At 37.4% G+C, this 17547-nt stretch carries 14 protein-coding genes and 3 pseudogenes; 8 read left to right on the plus strand and 9 right to left on the minus strand.

Annotated features, from left to right (window positions below):
- Positions 1-216: 216 nt before the first annotated feature.
- The 5 genes and pseudogenes from ACERCF_RS11415 to ACERCF_RS11435 all read right to left on the minus strand — a co-directional run bounded on the left by ACERCF_RS11415 (position 217) and on the right by ACERCF_RS11435 (position 1817).
- Complete coding sequence (locus tag ACERCF_RS11415) at positions 217-513, minus strand: single-stranded DNA-binding protein (protein WP_005821707.1); 297 nt, start codon at positions 511-513, stop codon at positions 217-219.
- A 33-nt stretch (positions 514-546) separates the two neighbouring features.
- Positions 547-672: pseudogene (locus ACERCF_RS11420) on the minus strand (phage/plasmid replication domain-containing protein); the annotation flags it as partial.
- Between the two features lie 106 nt (positions 673-778).
- Positions 779-1378 (minus strand): annotated as a pseudogene (locus ACERCF_RS11425) (phage/plasmid replication protein, II/X family); the annotation flags it as partial.
- Entirely contained in the window at positions 1354-1638 is a 285-nt protein-coding gene (locus ACERCF_RS11430) for a hypothetical protein (protein WP_170655028.1), read from the minus strand. The gene ACERCF_RS11430 and the pseudogene ACERCF_RS11425, both read right to left, overlap by 25 nt.
- A 17-nt stretch (positions 1639-1655) precedes the next feature.
- A complete protein-coding gene (locus tag ACERCF_RS11435; RefSeq protein WP_159630191.1) occupies positions 1656-1817 on the minus strand; it encodes a type II toxin-antitoxin system TacA family antitoxin in 162 nt (53 codons plus the stop codon).
- Between the two features lie 238 nt (positions 1818-2055).
- Here ACERCF_RS11435 and ACERCF_RS11440 point away from each other — a divergent pair, with 238 nt between their 5' ends.
- Positions 2056-3534 carry a nicotinate phosphoribosyltransferase gene (locus ACERCF_RS11440; RefSeq protein WP_373625649.1) on the plus strand — a complete coding sequence of 493 codons (1479 nt, stop codon included), beginning with the start codon at positions 2056-2058 and terminating at the stop codon, positions 3532-3534.
- Between the two features lie 72 nt (positions 3535-3606).
- Here ACERCF_RS11440 and cpdB read toward each other — a convergent pair whose 3' ends face one another.
- On the minus strand, positions 3607-5583 hold the full coding sequence (gene cpdB, locus ACERCF_RS11445) for a 2',3'-cyclic-nucleotide 2'-phosphodiesterase (protein ID WP_373625650.1): 1977 nt from the start codon (positions 5581-5583) through the stop codon (positions 3607-3609).
- Positions 5584-5823: 240 nt separating this feature from the next.
- Here cpdB and ACERCF_RS11450 point away from each other — a divergent pair, with 240 nt between their 5' ends.
- From ACERCF_RS11450 to ACERCF_RS11475, 6 genes and pseudogenes are all read left to right on the plus strand, one after another.
- Positions 5824-7032, plus strand: a complete 1209-nt coding sequence (locus ACERCF_RS11450; protein ID WP_373611552.1) for an acetate kinase — start codon at positions 5824-5826, stop codon at positions 7030-7032.
- Positions 7033-7082: 50 nt separating this feature from the next.
- Positions 7083-9218, plus strand: coding sequence for a phosphate acetyltransferase (gene pta / locus ACERCF_RS11455; RefSeq protein WP_373625651.1), 2136 nt, complete (start codon positions 7083-7085; stop codon positions 9216-9218).
- 125 nt (positions 9219-9343) lie between these two features.
- A complete protein-coding gene (gene can / locus ACERCF_RS11460; protein ID WP_373625652.1) occupies positions 9344-10024 on the plus strand; it encodes a carbonate dehydratase in 681 nt (226 codons plus the stop codon).
- Positions 10025-10335: 311 nt separating this feature from the next.
- Complete coding sequence (locus ACERCF_RS11465) at positions 10336-12057, plus strand: acetolactate synthase 3 large subunit (RefSeq protein WP_373611555.1); 1722 nt, start codon at positions 10336-10338, stop codon at positions 12055-12057.
- Positions 12050-12541 carry an acetolactate synthase small subunit gene (gene ilvN / locus ACERCF_RS11470; RefSeq protein ID WP_373611556.1) on the plus strand — a complete coding sequence of 164 codons (492 nt, stop codon included), beginning with the start codon at positions 12050-12052 and terminating at the stop codon, positions 12539-12541. Before ACERCF_RS11465 ends, ilvN begins: the two co-directional genes overlap by 8 nt.
- 103 nt (positions 12542-12644) lie before the next feature.
- Positions 12645-13625, plus strand: a pseudogene (locus ACERCF_RS11475) (IS3 family transposase).
- A gap of 49 nt (positions 13626-13674) precedes the next feature.
- Here the strand turns inward: ACERCF_RS11475 and argA are convergent.
- The 3 genes from argA to pepP form a co-directional block, all read right to left on the minus strand.
- A complete protein-coding gene (gene argA, locus ACERCF_RS11480) occupies positions 13675-14988 on the minus strand; it encodes an amino-acid N-acetyltransferase (RefSeq protein WP_373625653.1) in 1314 nt (437 codons plus the stop codon).
- Between the two features lie 131 nt (positions 14989-15119).
- Positions 15120-15305 (minus strand): YegP family protein, encoded by a 186-nt coding sequence (locus tag ACERCF_RS11485; protein ID WP_373625654.1) that lies wholly within the window; start codon positions 15303-15305, stop codon positions 15120-15122.
- 194 nt (positions 15306-15499) lie between these two features.
- Entirely contained in the window at positions 15500-16822 is a 1323-nt protein-coding gene (gene pepP, locus ACERCF_RS11490) for a Xaa-Pro aminopeptidase (RefSeq protein WP_373625655.1), read from the minus strand.
- Positions 16823-17042: 220 nt separating this feature from the next.
- Here pepP and ACERCF_RS11495 point away from each other — a divergent pair, with 220 nt between their 5' ends.
- Positions 17043-17366: a transcriptional regulator gene (locus ACERCF_RS11495; RefSeq protein WP_373611559.1), complete on the plus strand. Its 324-nt coding sequence runs from the start codon at positions 17043-17045 to the stop codon at positions 17364-17366.
- Positions 17367-17547 lie beyond the last annotated feature (181 nt).

Here is a 17547-nt window from a genome sequence, read left to right on the forward strand (position 1 = left end):
TGAGATAAGGTAATATTAGCCATAATTTCGCATAACAACAGGTTATGTGTAAATTCTCGTGCAGTGGGACAAGCCCTATTGTACTGCACTCGAATTGTAACATAACCTGTAAAGCATTATGCGAATAAATAGGGTGTAACCAATTGATTTATAAGGATATTTTCATTTTAACGTTTGTAACCATTTGATTTTAAAGGAAAATATCCTTATCTAAGATTACTTATCTTCAGCAGGAACTAAAATTACATCGCCAACTTGCAAATCAAAGTATCCGCTTGTTTTAAATGATTTTGGATGTACATAATAGCTACCTGCACCATAAGGAATTTGATCTTTAGCTAATGGCACTTTAAACTGCACTGGGAATTGACCACCTAAGTCAATATAAGCTTCTTGAGTGCGAATAAACCAATCTTTGCCCGTTTTTTCACTTTTGCCTGAACGTTCATCAATTCGAGATGTAGGGAAAATTTGAACTTTCAAAAGATACTGTTTAATGTCTTGATTACTCATAATGTTTTCCTTTTGGTTAGGTTAAAAATCTATGCGACTAATATAACGTTGTTTTAATCTTGCTTCAAAACGAACACATTTTTTTGAAAATTCAATGAGATTTGGATTACTTAATACTTGAATTGAGTTTTGCAGATACTTTTTACTTGGTGATTTTTTGAAGTCGTGCTGGGCTTCTTGTAGTCTTTTTTGAACTTCATTACCTTTTAGATAAACTTTTAAAATACGGTGTTCTGAACCTGAATTCCATTCNACTTGGTGATTTTTTGAAGTCGTGCTGGGCTTCTTGTAGTCTTTTTTGAACTTCATTACCTTTTAGATAAACTTTTAAAATACGGTGTTCTGAACCTGAATTCCATTCTGCCGTTGTGTCATATTCTTTGTTATGTCTTGTACGACGTGTTTGTCCTAAATGGATGTTTTGGAAAAAAGAGATAAGTTGTTTTTGGATAGATTCCGAATCAATATGAGCTGAATAAGTTACATCAATCCAATCAACTGACGTTTGTTCTATATCAACCATTTCATAAAGCTCTGGCATTGCTTTGATGAATGAACTCAACATTACAAAAGCACAGATTTCTAGGTCAGTTGAGCCGAAAACATTGTGTCCTTGCAATAATTTTGCAGGGCTTGCTTTCAACTCAACATAAGGCGGTGTTTTCATTCTGTCACTACCATTAAAGATTTTCATCGCCAATGAAGAAAAATGGCTAGGAATAGATTCATAAGGGTGAGATAGCTCCTGAACATCAAGATCGCCGTCTATTTCAAAAGTCAAAAGTGGACTATTGACACAAAGTGGACTATTAAAGAGGAGTCCACTCCTCTTTAATATCACTAACGTCGATAAAAACCTCTCCTCACTGACCTTTGGTAGGTGTATATAAACTCATCTAAATCTATAGGAATATCTGAATTAATGATTTCTTGTAGAAAGAGCATAAAATGCTCTAACTGTTCTAACCTCTTATCTGTTTCCTCTTTTGACTCAAAACGCTTTTGCTTAAAACGAACTTCTATTGAATCTACACCAATATAGATTCTATGTTCCTGCATTTTAAGTAGTCGGACAGTTTCAAAAAAATGTTGGGGAGTGATGTGGGAAAGGGTTATATCTGCCATAGTTTTGCTTGAAAACATTATTTGGTATTTGTTTTAGCAACATACAAGGAATGTATTTTTAAAGCCTCTAGCATTTCTGAATTAGGCTCTTTAGGATTTTCTAAACACTCAAGAATTCGCATTCGATCTTCAAGAGAAAGATTTAGAACAAGATTCGAACTCTTCTCTACTTTTTCCATTTTAATTATCTCATTAGATGACTTTCGCATAACAACAGGTTATGTGTAAATTCTCGTGCAGTAGGGGCAAGCCCAATTATACTGCACTCGAATTGTAACATAACCTGTAGGCCATTATGCGAATTTTTATTGAGGGTTATTATTTTGGGTTCATTCTCATTTTGTAATAAATACTTTCCATTTTAAACTAAGTTATGTTAGGCTTTAGCAACTTAAAATGACATAAGGAATTTGCCAAATGAATAGCATATTCGATAAAAAAATCAAATCTACTGCAATCCCATCATTATTATGTGATTTTTACAAAACCTCGCACAGAATACAATATCCAGAAGGTTCACAATTTTTATATAGCACCTTTACACCTCGTAGTAATGCAAAGGCTCCATTTCTGCATCGTATTGTTTCATTTGGTTTTCAAGCCTTTATTATGAAATACTTAATTCATTATTTTAATGATAATTTTTTCTCTCGTTCAGAATCTGAAGTTGTGACTGAATACACGAAATTTATTGCAGATTCATTACACATTGAAGATTCTGGCGAACATATCGCACAATTACATCAATTAGGTTATTTGCCAATTAGAATTAAAGCTATTCCTGAAGGTAAATCAGTGGCAATTAAAGTGCCGATGATGACTATTGAAAACACGCATCCTGATTTCTTTTGGCTTACCAATTATTTGGAAACGTTGATTAATGTTTCGTTATGGCAGCCGATAACATCAGCCTCTATTGCTTTTGCTTATCGTAAAACATTAATGCAGTTTTCCGAGCAAACCTGCGATGATCATAGCCATCTACCCTTCCAATCGCACGATTTTTCAATGCGTGGAATGAGTTCATTAGAATCAGCTGAAACCTCTGGAGCTGGGCATTTAACCTCATTTTTAGGTACAGATACCATTCCTGCCATTTCATTTGTGGAAGCCTATTATGGCTCTAAAAATTTAATCGGTACATCAATTCCAGCTTCCGAGCATTCTGTAATGAGTTCGCACGGGGTTGATGAATTGCCAACCTTCCGCTATTTAATGAATAAATATCCGAATAATATGCTCTCTATTGTAGCGGATACTACCGATTTTTGGCATAACATCACGGTAAATCTGCCATTACTCAAAGAGGAAATTTTAGCTCGTCCAGAATCAGCAAAAGTTGTTATTCGCCCTGATAGTGGCGACTTTTTTACCATTATTTGTGGCGATGTTACCGCCGGAACCGAACATGAACGCAAAGGATTAATTGAGTGTTTATGGAATATTTTCGGTGGAACAATCAATAACAAAGGCTATAAAGTGCTTAATTCGCATATTGGGGCTATTTATGGCGATGGTGTAACCTATGAAAAAATGGTTAAAATTTTGGAGGGATTGGAAGCGAAAGGTTTTGCTTCAAGCAATATTGTATTTGGTGTTGGGGCTCAAACCTATCAACGCAATACAAGAGATACGCTTGGTTTTGCGATTAAAGCGACTTCCATCACCATTAATGGCGCTGAGAAAGCTATTTTCAAAGCTCCAAAAACCGATGATGGCTTGAAAAAATCGCAAAAAGGCCGAGTAAAGGTAACGACTTTAGAGAGCTATATCGATGGTTTAACTGCCCTAGATGATTGTTCTGATGATCTTTTAGAAGTGATTTTTGAAAATGGTAAATTGGTTAAAGAAACTAATTTTGATGAAATTCGTCAAAATATTGCTGAACAGTTCTAGTTAAAATAAGCGGTTGAATTTTATAAAAATTTTGCCAAAAATTTAGAAAATCCAACCGCTTGTTATTTTATATTACTTCGTTAAATCAATACGATACACCGCAAAGCCTGTTTCATCGTTTTCAACATACTCCATCAGATATTGAGCATTCTCTTTAATAAAGGCTTTTGCTTTTTCCGTTGGTGAGGTTTCAAAACGAACATCAAGTTTTACTGTTGAATTAATTGGTGCAATTCGCCAGTTGTTATCTGCTTTCGGGCTTACTTGTCCGTGAGTTTTACTTTCTGCGGTAATATAATTCGCTAATACTTGGCGATTTTCATCAGGGGCGGCAAAAACAATGTGTTTATCGCCTGTTCCTGGGAATTTCGCACCATAAGCTCGGTAGTTGTTAGTGGCAATTAAAAACGATTGGTTTGGATCGACTGGTTTTCCTTCAAAAGTCAAATTAACCACACGATGAGCATTTTCGTTGATTAACTTACAATCGCCGTCATAACGAGCAGGTTGCGTTAAGTCAAATTGATAACTTACCCCATCAATCACATCAAAATTGTAGGTGCGGAATCCTGTCCAATCCAGTAGGGATTGTGGTTTATCGCTCGTTACATCTATTTGTTTGAACATTCCAGCACTGCATTCTAACCACTCTTTTAATTCTGCACCGCTGGCTTTAACTACCACCAAGGTGTTTGGATAAAGGTATAAATCTGCCGCATTACGGAAGGTTAATTCGCCTTTATCAACTTCGGTATAGCCTGTTGGATCGTTTTTACGACCACCCGCTTTAAATGGGGCTCCAGCACTTAGAATAGGAAGCTCTGCAAGTTCAGGCAAGCCTTTAACCACGTTTTTTACATAGGCTTTTTGTGCTTGGTTTACAATTTGAATGGTTGGGTCATCTTGAACTAAAGCAAGATAGCTGTACATATTATCTGTTGCTTTACCGATTGGTTGAGCCACAAATTTACGGGTTTCTTCGTGTGTTTCTTTTAATAACGCTGCAATTTCCGGGTGGTTTTCAACGGTTGCTTTTTTCGTTTCATTGTCATAGATCGGGCGTAACTCTGCTCTACCGTCCACAACTACCCATTTGCCGTTATTTTGAGCCAAATTTAAATCAATTACACTAATATTGTTTGCCCAATAGCCAGCCATACTTTGCGGGATACCTTTCATTGTACCTTTTGCAATATCTGCATTTGGAGACGTAGCAAATTCTTTATTTGGGAATAATCGGTGCGAATGTCCGAAAACAACCGCATCAAGTCCTTTTACATCAGCAAGATAGAATGCTGAATTTTCCGCTCCTTCTTGGTAAGGCTCATCTGATGGCCCTGTATGAGCAAGTGCGATAACAATGTCTGCGCCAGCTTCTTTTAGCATAGGAACATATTTTTGTGCAGTTTTAACAATATCTCTTGCCTCAACCTGTCCTTCCAAATTTGCTTTATCCCACACCATTACTTGTGGAGGCACAAAACCGATATAACCGATTTTGATGGTTTGCTCTTTACCATTTTCATCAATGATTTTTTTCTCTTGAATAATATAAGGTGTGAAGAATGGCGAATCAGTTCCCGGTTTTACAATATTGGCATTAATGATAGGGAATTTAGCCTGCTTAATTGCACTATCCAAATAAGCTAACCCGTAGTTAAATTCGTGATTACCTAATGTCCCAACATCATATTGCATCGCATTTAATGCCATAATTGAAGGCTCTGCTCTGCCCTCTTTTGAGCCCTTAGTAGATTGATAGTCGGCAATAGGATTACCTTGGATTAAATCACCATTATCAACTAGAACACTGTTTCTTACTTGCTCTCTAGCCTGTTTTATTAAGGTTGCAGCTCGAGTAAAACCAAATTTTTCGGTTGGTGCATCTTTATAATAATCAAAATCGGTTAAAAAACTGTGAATATCTGTTGTTGCAATCACACGTAATGAGGCTTTATTTTGAGCATTTTGGGCAAAAGCAGAGGGTTGAGTGCCTAAAATAAGCATCGCACTTGCACCAAGTTGAATAAACTTTCTTCTATTTAGCATAAATGAATCTCCAAATGAAATAAAAACAGAAAACTGCAAAATATTTTAAAAAAATAACCGCTTGTTTGCTATGTTTTTTCACATTTATACCTTATTATATCAAATTTTAAGCACATTTTTGCCTTTCTTTTATTTCAAGCATTTATTTTAATGGCTGAAAGGTGTATCCTTTATGCCCGAATATACAAGTAAAAATTTGTATTTTATTCAACGTCATTTCAAAAATAAGGTAATTTGACCATGTCTAAAAACTTAATCTTAATTCTTAACTGTGGTAGTTCATCTCTTAAATTTGCCATTTTAGATCCGAAAACTGGTGATGAAAAGTTATCTGGTCTGGCTGAAGCATTTAATTTAGAAGATGCTCGTATCAAATGGAAGTTAAATGGAGAGAAAGGTAATGCCGATTTAGGCGCAGGTGCAGCACATAGCGAAGCACTTACATTTATTGCTGAAAAATTATTACCTAATGAATTAAAAGAAAACATTGGTGCTATTGGTCATCGTATTGTTCACGGTGGCGAGAAATTCACCTCTTCTGTAGTTATTACAGATGAAGTGATTAAAGGTATTGAAGAAGCAAGCCAATTTGCACCACTACACAACCCTGCACATTTAATCGGTATCAATGAAGCATTCCGCATCTTCCCTGAATTAAAAGATAAAAACGTGGCTGTATTCGATACTGCGTTCCACCAAACAATGCCAGAACAGGCATTCTTATATGCTCTCCCATACAAATTATATAAAGAAAATGGTATTCGCCGTTACGGTTTCCACGGTACCAGTCATTTCTACATCACTTCACAAATTGCTGAATTAGCAGATAAACCGGTAGATCAAACAAACGCAATTATCTGCCATTTAGGTAATGGTGGTTCTGTATCAGTTGTACGTAACGGTAAGTGTATTGACACTTCAATGGGTTTAACACCATTAGAAGGTTTAGTAATGGGCACTCGTTCTGGTGATTTAGACCCAGCCATCATCTCTTTCTTATACAACAACTTAGGTATGTCAATGAAAGAGATTGATGATACTCTAGTAAAACAATCAGGTCTTTTAGGCTTAACAGGTGTAACCAGCGACTGCCGTTACTCTGAAGATAACTACAGTGATGAATCTAAACCAGAAGCAAAACGTGCTTTAGATGTTTATAGCTACCGTTTAGCTAAATATATCGGTTCATATATGGCGATTTTAGGTTCTGATCACTTAGATGCTATTGCCTTTACAGGCGGTATCGGCGAAAACTCTGGTTTAGTGCGTGAATTAACCTTAAATCACTTAAAATTATTTGGTATTAAGCTAGATAAAGAGCGTAACCTAGCTGCTCGTTTTGGTAAAGATGGGGTAATTACAACTGATGACTCAGCATTCAAAGCAGTTGTAATCCCAACTAACGAAGAGTTAGTAATTGCACAAGATACCGCTAAATTAGCACTATAATGATACAGGGGCAGATATTCTGCCCTTTCACTTTCTAATTGGAAATAATTATGTCTAGAACAATTATTCTTATCCCTGTTTCAACGGGTGTTGGCTTAACAAGCGTAAGTTTAGGCTTAGTTCACGCACTAGAGCAAAAAGGTTCTAAAGTTGGCTTCTTAAAACCAATTGCCCAGCCTATTAGTGGCGAAGATATCTTAGACCGCTCAACCACTATTATTCGTGCAGACCAAACCACAGAAGTTGGCGAGCCATTTATGCTTAGCGAAGCGGAAGCGTTAATCGGTCAAAACCAAACTGATGTGTTATTGGAAAAAGTGGTAGAACGCCACCAAAAACTATCTAAAAATAATGAAATTATCATTATTGAAGGTTTAATTCCAACCCGTAAAAATTCTTATGCTAACAGCATTAACTATGAGATTGCACAATCGCTTGATGCTGAGATCGTGTTAGTCGCAGCTCCAGCTTCAGATACGCCTGCTCAATTAAAAGAGCGTATTGAAGCCGCGGCTTCACAGTTTGGTGGTCGCCACAATCCGAATTTATTAGGTGTTATTATCAATAAATTCAATGCACCTGTTGATGATTCTGGTAGAACTCGCCCAGATTTAACTGAAATTTTCGATTCATTCCAACACTCTAACAACAATGTAGCTGAAGTAGAAAATCTCTTTGCGAAAAGCCCAATTGAACTCTTAGGTTGTATCGGTTGGAAAGCAGAGCTGATTGCTACTCGTGCTATTGATGTTGCTAAACATTTAGGTGCTTCTATTATCAATGAGGGCGAACTTAAAACTCGCCGTATTCGAGGTGTTACTTTCTGTGCCCGCAGCTTACCACATATGGTGGATCACTTTAAAGCAGGGAGCTTATTGGTGACTTCAGCAGATCGTCCAGAAGTATTAGTTGCTGCTTCACTTGCTGTGATGAATGGCGTGAAAATTGGTGCTATTTTATTAACAGGCGGTTACAAAATTGATAACATCATTGGCAAACTTTGCCAACAAGCCTTTGAAACAGGTGTTCCTGTATTCCGTATTGAAGGAAACACTTGGCAAACGGCATTGAGCTTGCAAAGTTTTAGCTTAGAAGTGCCTGTAGATGATAAAGAGCGTATCGCCGCGATCAAAGAGTATATGGCAAGTCAATTTAATGTGAACTTCATTGATGAAATGTCTAAGGCTGGCACTCGTACTCGTCGCCTCTCTCCTGCAGCATTCCGTTATCAATTAACTGAATATGCTCGCCAAGCGAAAAAACGCATTGTATTACCCGAAGGTGATGAACCCCGTACTGTTAAAGCGGCAGCATTATGTGCTGAACGTGGTATTGCAGAATGTATCTTATTGGCTAATCCAACCGATGTACAACGTGTTGCAGAAGCACAAGGGGTTGTATTAGGTAAAGGTGTTGTGGTTATTGACCCTGCAAGTATTCGTGATAACTATGTTGATCGTTTAGTTGAATTGCGTAAAGCAAAAGGTATGACTGAAGTTGTTGCCCGTGAACAGCTATTAGACAATGTAGTATTAGGTACAATGATGCTTGAAGCTAATGAAGTTGATGGTTTAGTCTCAGGTGCTGTACATACAACAGCAAATACAATCCGTCCGCCAATGCAGATCATTAAAACTGCACCGGGCAGCTCAATTGTTTCTTCAATCTTCTTTATGCTACTACCTGATCAAGTATTGGTATATGGTGACTGTGCAGTAAACCCAGATCCAACCGCAGAACAATTAGCTGAAATTGCAATTCAATCCGCTGAATCAGCGAAAGCATTTGGTATTGAGCCTCGTGTTGCAATGATCTCCTATTCTACCGGTACTTCTGGCTCTGGCGCAGATGTAGAGAAAGTAAAAGAAGCAACTCGTATTGCACAAGAAAAACGTCCGGACTTAGTGATTGATGGTCCGTTACAATATGATGCGGCGATTATGGAAGACGTTGCCCGCTCAAAAGCACCAAACTCGCCAGTAGCAGGTAAAGCAACGGTGTTTGTATTCCCAGATTTAAACACTGGTAATACCACCTATAAAGCAGTACAACGTTCTGCCGATTTAGTCTCTATTGGTCCGATGTTGCAAGGTATGCGTAAACCTGTAAATGACTTATCTCGTGGGGCTTTAGTTGATGACATTATTTATACAATCGCATTAACTGCTATTCAAGCAACACAATAATTGACTTATTATTGACTAATAAATGCCCTTTCACGCAAAGGGCATTTTTATTTTTGCCTACCCGACTTTCCAATTTAATCATATAATCTTAGTCGGATAAAAATAGAGCATAAAAAGGAGAATTTATGGAGAAAATTGAACGCCTATTTGCGAATAATCACGCTTGGGCAACTCAGATGAAGGATGAACAATCCGATTATTTTAAAAAATTAGCCGAACATCAAAAGCCGACCTATTTGTGGATTGGCTGCTCGGATAGCCGTGTGCCTGCTGAAAAATTAACGGGTCTAGAACCGGGTGAATTATTTGTACATAGAAATGTAGCTAATATGGTTATTCATACTGATTTAAACTGTTTATCCGTCGTACAATATGCCGTTGATGTACTCGAGATTGAGCATATTATCATCTGCGGCCATACCAATTGTGGTGGCATTAATGCTGCAATGGCACAAAACGATCTTGGTTTAATTAACAACTGGCTGCTCCACATACGGGATATTTGGCTTAAGCATAGTTACCTACTAGGAAAGCTACCTTATGAAGAGCGCTCAAATGTGCTAACTCGTTTGAATGTAGCAGAGCAAGTGTATAATTTAGGACAATCTTCTATTATTAAATCCGCGTGGGAACGAGGAAAATCACTCTCATTGCACGGTTGGGTTTATGATGTCAAAGATGGCTTCTTGCTCGATCAAGGAGTAATTGCCACTAGCAGAGAAACTTTAGAAATTACCTATCGTAATGCTATCGCTAAAATTACTACCGATGCTAATGAAAAATTAGCATTACTTGAAGAAGCCTAGTTTCTACAAGCGGTCAGATTTTTTGACTCTTTTGTACATTTTTATGTTTTTTAGCGGATGTTTTTTTGCTCAAATAAGCACTAAAGACAATAAAGTTTTAAATTTTGCTAAAAGCATAAAATATAGAATATAAAATCATAAATCAATTTCAGGTTGAATTTATTTTTATAAAAATCCAAATTAATTAGATTATTTGAAATATAAAACTATAAAAATTTGCAATTGAGTTAAAAAACATCACTAGACAGTCATAAAAATTTACTGCAAAATCCTCCTGACTTTATAAAATGTATTTTTGGTTGGAGGATTTGATGAAAAAACTTTCTGGTGCAGAAATGGTTGTACAGTCCCTTAAAGACGAAGGCGTTGAATATGTTTTTGGTTATCCAGGTGGTTCTGTACTTGATATTTATGATGCAATTCACACACTCGGTTTAAACCACGTTCTCGTTCGCCACGAGCAAGCAGCAGTGCATATGGCTGATGGCTATGCTCGCTCTACAGGTAAAGTAGGTTGTGTATTGGTCACTTCAGGACCGGGAGCAACTAATACCATTACAGGTATTTTAACTGCTTATACCGATTCTATCCCAATGGTAATCTTATCAGGGCAAGTGCCATCTAGCTTTATTGGAAGCGATGCATTCCAAGAATGCGATATGATAGGTATTTCTCGTCCAGTGGTAAAGCACAGTTTCCTAGTAAAAAGAACGGAAGATATTCCCCACATAATTAAAAAAGCATTCTATATAGCTTCAACTGGTCGTCCCGGCCCTGTAGTGATTGATATTCCAAAAGATATGGTAAACCCACTAAATAAATATCCGTATGAATATCCAAAATCAGTGCCAATGCGTTCATATAACCCAACGGTACAAGGGCATAAAGGTCAAATCAAAAAAGCATTAAAAGCTTTATTGGTAACGAAAAAGCCCATCCTCTATATCGGCGGTGGCGTGATTAGTGCAGAATGTTCTGCGGAAGTAACGGAGTTTGCTCAAAAATTAAACCTTCCCGTTACAACATCATTAATGGGATTAGGTGCTTACCCTGCTTCTGATAGACAATTCTTAGGAATGCTTGGTATGCACGGCACTTATGAAGCAAACAATGCTATGCACGAAAGTGATTTGATTTTAGGTATTGGTGTACGTTTTGATGATCGTACAACAAATAATTTAGCGAAATACTGTCCTAACGCCAAAGTTATTCACGTTGATATTGACCCAGCCTCTATTTCTAAAACCGTACCTGCCTATATTCCGATTGTAGGCAGTGCGAAAAATGTAATGGACGAATTTTTATCATTGCTTGATGATGAAAATCTTGCAAAAAGTCAGACAGATTTGACCGCTTGGTGGCAGCAAATTGATGAATGGAAAGCTCGCAACTGTCTTACTTTTGAAGAAAGTTCAGAAGTAATTAAACCACAGCAAGTCATTAAAATGATCCACAAACTCACAAATGGAGAGGCTTATGTGGCATCAGATGTAGGACAACACCAAATGTTTGCAGCCCTTCATTATGGTTTTGATAAACCACGCCGTTGGATTAACTCAGGCGGTGCAGGCACAATGGGCTTTGGCTTACCTGCTGCAATGGGCGTTAAATTTGCTCACCCAGAGGCAACGGTTATTTGTGTAACGGGCGATGGCAGCATTCAGATGAATATTCAAGAGCTTTCAACGGCTAAACAATACGATACGCCGGTTGTGATTATCAGCTTAAATAATCGCTTCTTAGGTATGGTAAAACAGTGGCAGGATATTATCTATTCAGGTCGTCATTCACAGGTGTATATGAATTCTCTGCCAAACTTCGCTAAATTAGCCGAAGCCTATGGACACGTTGGAATTCAAATTGATCACCCATCTGAATTGGAAGAAAAATTAACACAAGCCTTTAGTATTAAAGATAAATTGGTGTTTGTGGATATTCTGATTGATGAAACAGAGCACGTTTACCCAATGCAAATTCGTGGCGGTGCAATGAATGAAATGATGTTAAGTAAAACGGAGAGAACAAATGCGTAGAACATTAGCAGTATTATTAGAGAACGAATCAGGGGCGTTATCTCGTGTGGTTGCCTTGTTCTCACAACGTGGCTTTAACATTGAAAGTTTAACCGTTGCTCCAACCGACGATCCAAGCCTTTCACGAATGACAATTGTCGCACAAGGCGAAGAAAAGGTATTAGAGCAAATTGAAAAACAATTACACAAATTAGTTGATGTATTTAAAGTAAGTAATTTAAGTGCTTACGAGCACGTTGAGCGTGAAGTGTTATTAGTAAAAGTGCGTGCCACAGGCTCATCTCGTGATGAATTAAAACGTATGGTGGATATTTATCGTGGGCAAATCGTGGATTTAACACCAAAGCTTTACACCATTCAATTAGCTGGATCAAGCGAGAAACTCAATGCCTTTATTGACGCTGTGAAGGAAGAAACCTCAATTGTTGAAATCGTACGCTCTGGTGTTATTAGCCTCTCTCGTGGCGATAAAAACGCTCTGTAAGCGGTTAGATTTTCGTTAAAATTTGCAAAAGTAAATCCCTTTATTGTGAACTGCACCCCAAAAGTTGGACTAAATAACCAACTGATTAAGGTGCAGATTTTTTATGACTAAATACAACCAATCTTTCAAACAACAAGTGATCGAATTTTACCTTCAAGCCGGGAAAAATCACTCGCTTACTCGTCAGCATTTTCAGCTGGAGAAAAGCACATTAAGACTTTGGGTTAACCAATATCATCATTATGGTTTCAATGGGTTAGCTGTTTTAGGTAAAAAGCAAACTTACTCCTCCGAATTCAAATTATCTGTGATACAAGCGGTTAAAAACGGGCAATTTTCTACAAAAAAAGCCGCTTTGCATTTTGGTATTCCTTCCCCTGCTCTTATCAGCCAATGGTTGCAAGCCTTTGAGAAACAGGGTATAAACGGCTTATTACCTAAAATATTGAGAAAAATATGGACAATTAACCATAAAAAAGTCCAAGCGATAATGCAAAAATTGGGGTTGAAAGGGAAATGCAAGTACCGAAAATATCGCTCGTATCAAGGAGAAGTGGGTCGGATTACAGAAAATCGCTTACAGCAAGATTTTAATGCGACAAAACCCAATGAGAAATGGGGCACAGACATAACCGAGTTCAAATGTGCGGAAGGTAAACTTTATTTATCACTGATTAAGGACTTATTTAATGGCGAAATTATCGCCTATGACTTGGCAGAATCCCCGAATTTTGGGCAGATAACTCGAATGATGAATCAAGCGGTGGCAAGGCTTGACGGTTCAACACCGATATTACATTCCGACCAAGGTTGGCAATATCAAATGTTAGGTTTTCAGACAATTTGCTAACAAAATGGCATTAGACAAAGTATGTCAAGAAAGGGAAATTGCTTGGATAACAGTGCAATGGAAAGCTTTTTCGGGCGACTCAAAACGGAGTGTTATTTTGGTAAGCGGTTTAACACGCTTGCTGAGCTTAAACAAACTATTCAAGAGTACATTTATTACTACAATAATGAGCGTATTCAAGTGAAGCTAAAAGGACTGAGCCCTGTGGAGTACAGAACTCAGTCCTTGAATTAGAGCAGTCTAACTTTTTGGGTCAGATCAAAGATAAAGGGATTTTCTTATCTTAGAGTGGCAATATCAATACTTTTGATCTGCGTTGATAGTTATAATTTTCTCGCTTATAACGAGGTAAATCTTGAGCATCTGCTAATCTAAAACCACGTTCTTGAAACCATTGAGTAGTTCGGGTGGTTAGCACAAAGAGCTTTTCCATTCCTAACTGCTCTGCCCGTTTGCGGATATTCTCCAATAAAATATCGCCTCTTGAGGAATCTCGATAATCCGGGTGAACTGCCACGCAAGCCATTTCTGCCATTTTTTCTTCCGGATAGACATTCAATGCCGCACACGCAATAACTACGCCATCACGCTCAATAATGGTATAGTTAGCAATTTCCATTTCTAGCTGTTCACGAGAGCGTTTAACCAGAATGTCCTGTTGTTCAAGAGGACGAATTAAATCCAGTAATCCCGGAATATATCTTGCAGTAGCAATACGAATATTTTCCGAGTTTTCCATTGAGAACTGTGTACCGATACCATCACGAGAGAATAACTCTTGCAGTAGTGAGCCATCTTCTTTATAGCTCAGTAAATGGGAACGTTTTACCCCCTCTCGACAAACACTGATCGCTGCCTGTAAAAAACGGGCTTTTGCTGTATGATACTGCCCTTGCTCGATTAAATTGTTCAGCACCTTTTGTGCATCTTGTGGCAAGATATCCGAAATGACATTGCCTGCTTCATCTAAAATACCCTGCTCTTCACAAAAACCGATTAATTTATCGGCACGAAGTTTAATTGCAACTTGAGTGGCAATATCTTCAAACGGTAAATTAAACATCTCTCCTGTTACAGAAGGCGCTATAGGTCCAAGTAATACGATTGAATTTTGTGCAAGCTGCTGTTTGATGCTCTCCACATTAATGTGGCGAATTTTGCCACTTAAGGCATAATCTACCCCATCAACTACGCCAATTGGCTGAGCCAAGATCATATTACCGCTCACTACATTAATCACTTCGGAATGCGGTAAACGCAACGAAAGGCGGGCAAATAAGTCGTAATGGACTTTCCCTACCGCCTGTTTAACATACTCTAGTGATTGCGGATTTGTAATTCGAATATTATTGTAATATTCAGGCTCAATGTTATTTTGGGTTAAGAGCTGATTAATCTGTGGTCTTGCTCCAAACACAATTACTAATTTGATATTCAAGCTGTGTAGTAAGCTAATATCATTGATTATATTAATAAAATTTGGACTTTCGATAACATCGCCATCAAGCATAATGACAAAGGTTTTTCCTCTGTGCATATTGACATAAGGCGTAGATTGTCTAAACCATTGGGCTAAAGCTAATTCTGTGTTGTGCATAATTTCCTCATAATAATAGCCACTATATTAGCTTTTTTAGAAAAATCCGCAACTATTAAGTTGAATAATTAATCATATTTTTTGCATAAATAACAAAAACCCTAATATTCAAAATATCAGGGCTTTATTTATTATGCTTCTGTCTTTGTTAAATCTTTAACTTCTGTTTCTGCGGTTACTTTTTTAACGGCTTCAATACCTTTTTGGCAACCTTGTTTGGTTTTATACGCTTCACCAGTTGCAACCACTTCGTGATTACCTGCTTTTAAACGCCAGCGGTATTCACCTTTAGCATCTTGATAAATTTCAAAATACATATATTACACTCCTTAATGTACTATATACCCCAAACACTGCGTTTGGTTTAGTTAGCTTAAGCGAAATTCAGAAAAATATCAAAGCAAGCGGTCACAAAAAGTATCACTTTTTGAACGTTAGCTTTACCAACGGCAGCGAGGCTGTGAACAATACTTACAAGGATTGTGAATAATTTTTCACAAAACATTGCAAATTATTGAGCCGATTGCATTAACTGCTCAATATCCGCAATTTCTTTCGGGCAGCCGCTGGTTAAGTTTTTATTACCGTAGTCGGTAATCAGCAAGTTATCTTCAATGCGAATACCAATACCTTTATATTGCTCGGGTACGTTTGCTTCTTTCGGAATATAGATACCCGGCTCAACCGTTAGCACCATACCAATCTGTAATGGGCGATCTCGCTCTGTGCCATAATCGCCCACATCGTGTACATCTAACCCTAACCAATGCCCTAAGCCGTGCATATAGAATTGACGATACGCCTTCTGCTCAATCAATTCATCGACCTTCCCCGTTAAAATACCTAAACGTACTAAGCCTTCTGTGAGAATTTGAACCGCTTTGTCATTAGCTGCCTTGATAGAACTGTTCGGCACAAGTAGCTTAGTTGCCTCTTTCAACATTGTTAATGTTAATTCATATAGCTCTTTTTGTGGCTCAGAAAACTTGCCGTTTATTGGGAAAGTGCGAGTAATATCCCCTGCATAATGAGCAAATTCTGCCCCTGCATCAATGAGTAATAAATCTCCATCGTTTAGCACTTGGTCATTTTGATTGTAGTGCAAAATGCAAGCATTTTCCCCTCCCGCCACAATAAAATTATAAGCAGGAAATCGTGCCCCAAAGCGAGTAAATTCATATTGCAACTCCCCTTCAATTTCTAATTCATAACGATTCGGACGTGTTTGTTTCATTGCTCGAATATGTGCCATTGCAGAAATATGGCAAGCCTGTTGAATGAGAGCAACCTCTAAATCCGATTTAATTAAACGCATTTCAGAGAGCATAGGCTGCCAATCGATTAATATAGTAGGGGTTTTCTGACGATTGGCTTTCATCTCATTAAATGTAGAGAAAAGAATATCATCCCCCCACTTTTGCATACCAAATACATAGTAACAAGCGGTTAAATTTACTAATTTTTTTGCAAGTATCACTTGAATTTCATCGATATCAAAAGCTTCGTTAAAGTGTAACGTTTTTAGTGCATTTTCAACACCTAATCTTCTGCCATTCCAAGTTTCCATTAACGAGTCTTTTTTACGCACAAAAATAATACTCTCTGCTTTATCGTCTTGCTTAACCAATAATATCGCCGATTTTGGCTCAGCAAATCCACTGAGATACCAGAAGTAACTATCAGATCTAAATAGATAATCGCAATCACTGTTACGGCGTTTTTCTGATTCAGTAAACACCAATAATGCTGAATTATCTTGCATTTGCTCAAATACACGCTCACGGCGTGCGGTAAATTCCTCTTGCGGCATTTTTGCCAAATAAGCGAGATCCATAACTTCCTCTCTTTATATCATTTTAGTGTGGCTATTCTAACATAAATAATTCCATATTTTTAATCAGGCTTAATTTCATTACGGTTTATATTTGATATATTGAACACCGTCTAAAAATAATTTAAGATTAAATATAAACCTTGAGATAATAAAAAGGTTATATTTGATCCATAAAAATAGAATTCCTATCAAAAAAGACCAATTGTAAACAGAGGTAATTATGAAACTATCAGCAGAATTACAAAATCAGATTAACCAGTTAAACCAATTGCGAAAACAGGCATTGAAGCAAGAACAAGAAGAGCGGAAATTATTTGAGAAGAATAAAATTAATGATTTGGAGCATTTTGGAAAGCAATTAAATGCTCAAAGGAAACTATTAGGGGTTGAACTCACTACGCTTGAAATGCAAACAGGGGTTTCTAGCTCTACGCTTAAACGTTTATTTAAAGACCCAAGCCAAGTGAAGTTTCAGACAATTTGTGTAGTTGCAGAAACATTAGGGTTCAATTTATGTGCAATTAATACCCATCAAACAGAATAATCGTTACAACGTATTGGAAAGGTATAAAAAAATCGGGCATATTGCCCGACTTTATGTGTAGAAGATCAAACCTAATCTGACAGTCCCCCGTTTAAAATTACCGTGTCTGTCAGATTAATTTGAGCTTAAATTCTTTTCCACCCAAATCCGTTTTCCATCAAGTAAGGTTGCCATCGGTGTT

The organism is Mannheimia kashgarensis (genome assembly GCF_041807705.1).
GTDB lineage: Bacteria > Pseudomonadota > Gammaproteobacteria > Enterobacterales > Pasteurellaceae > Mannheimia.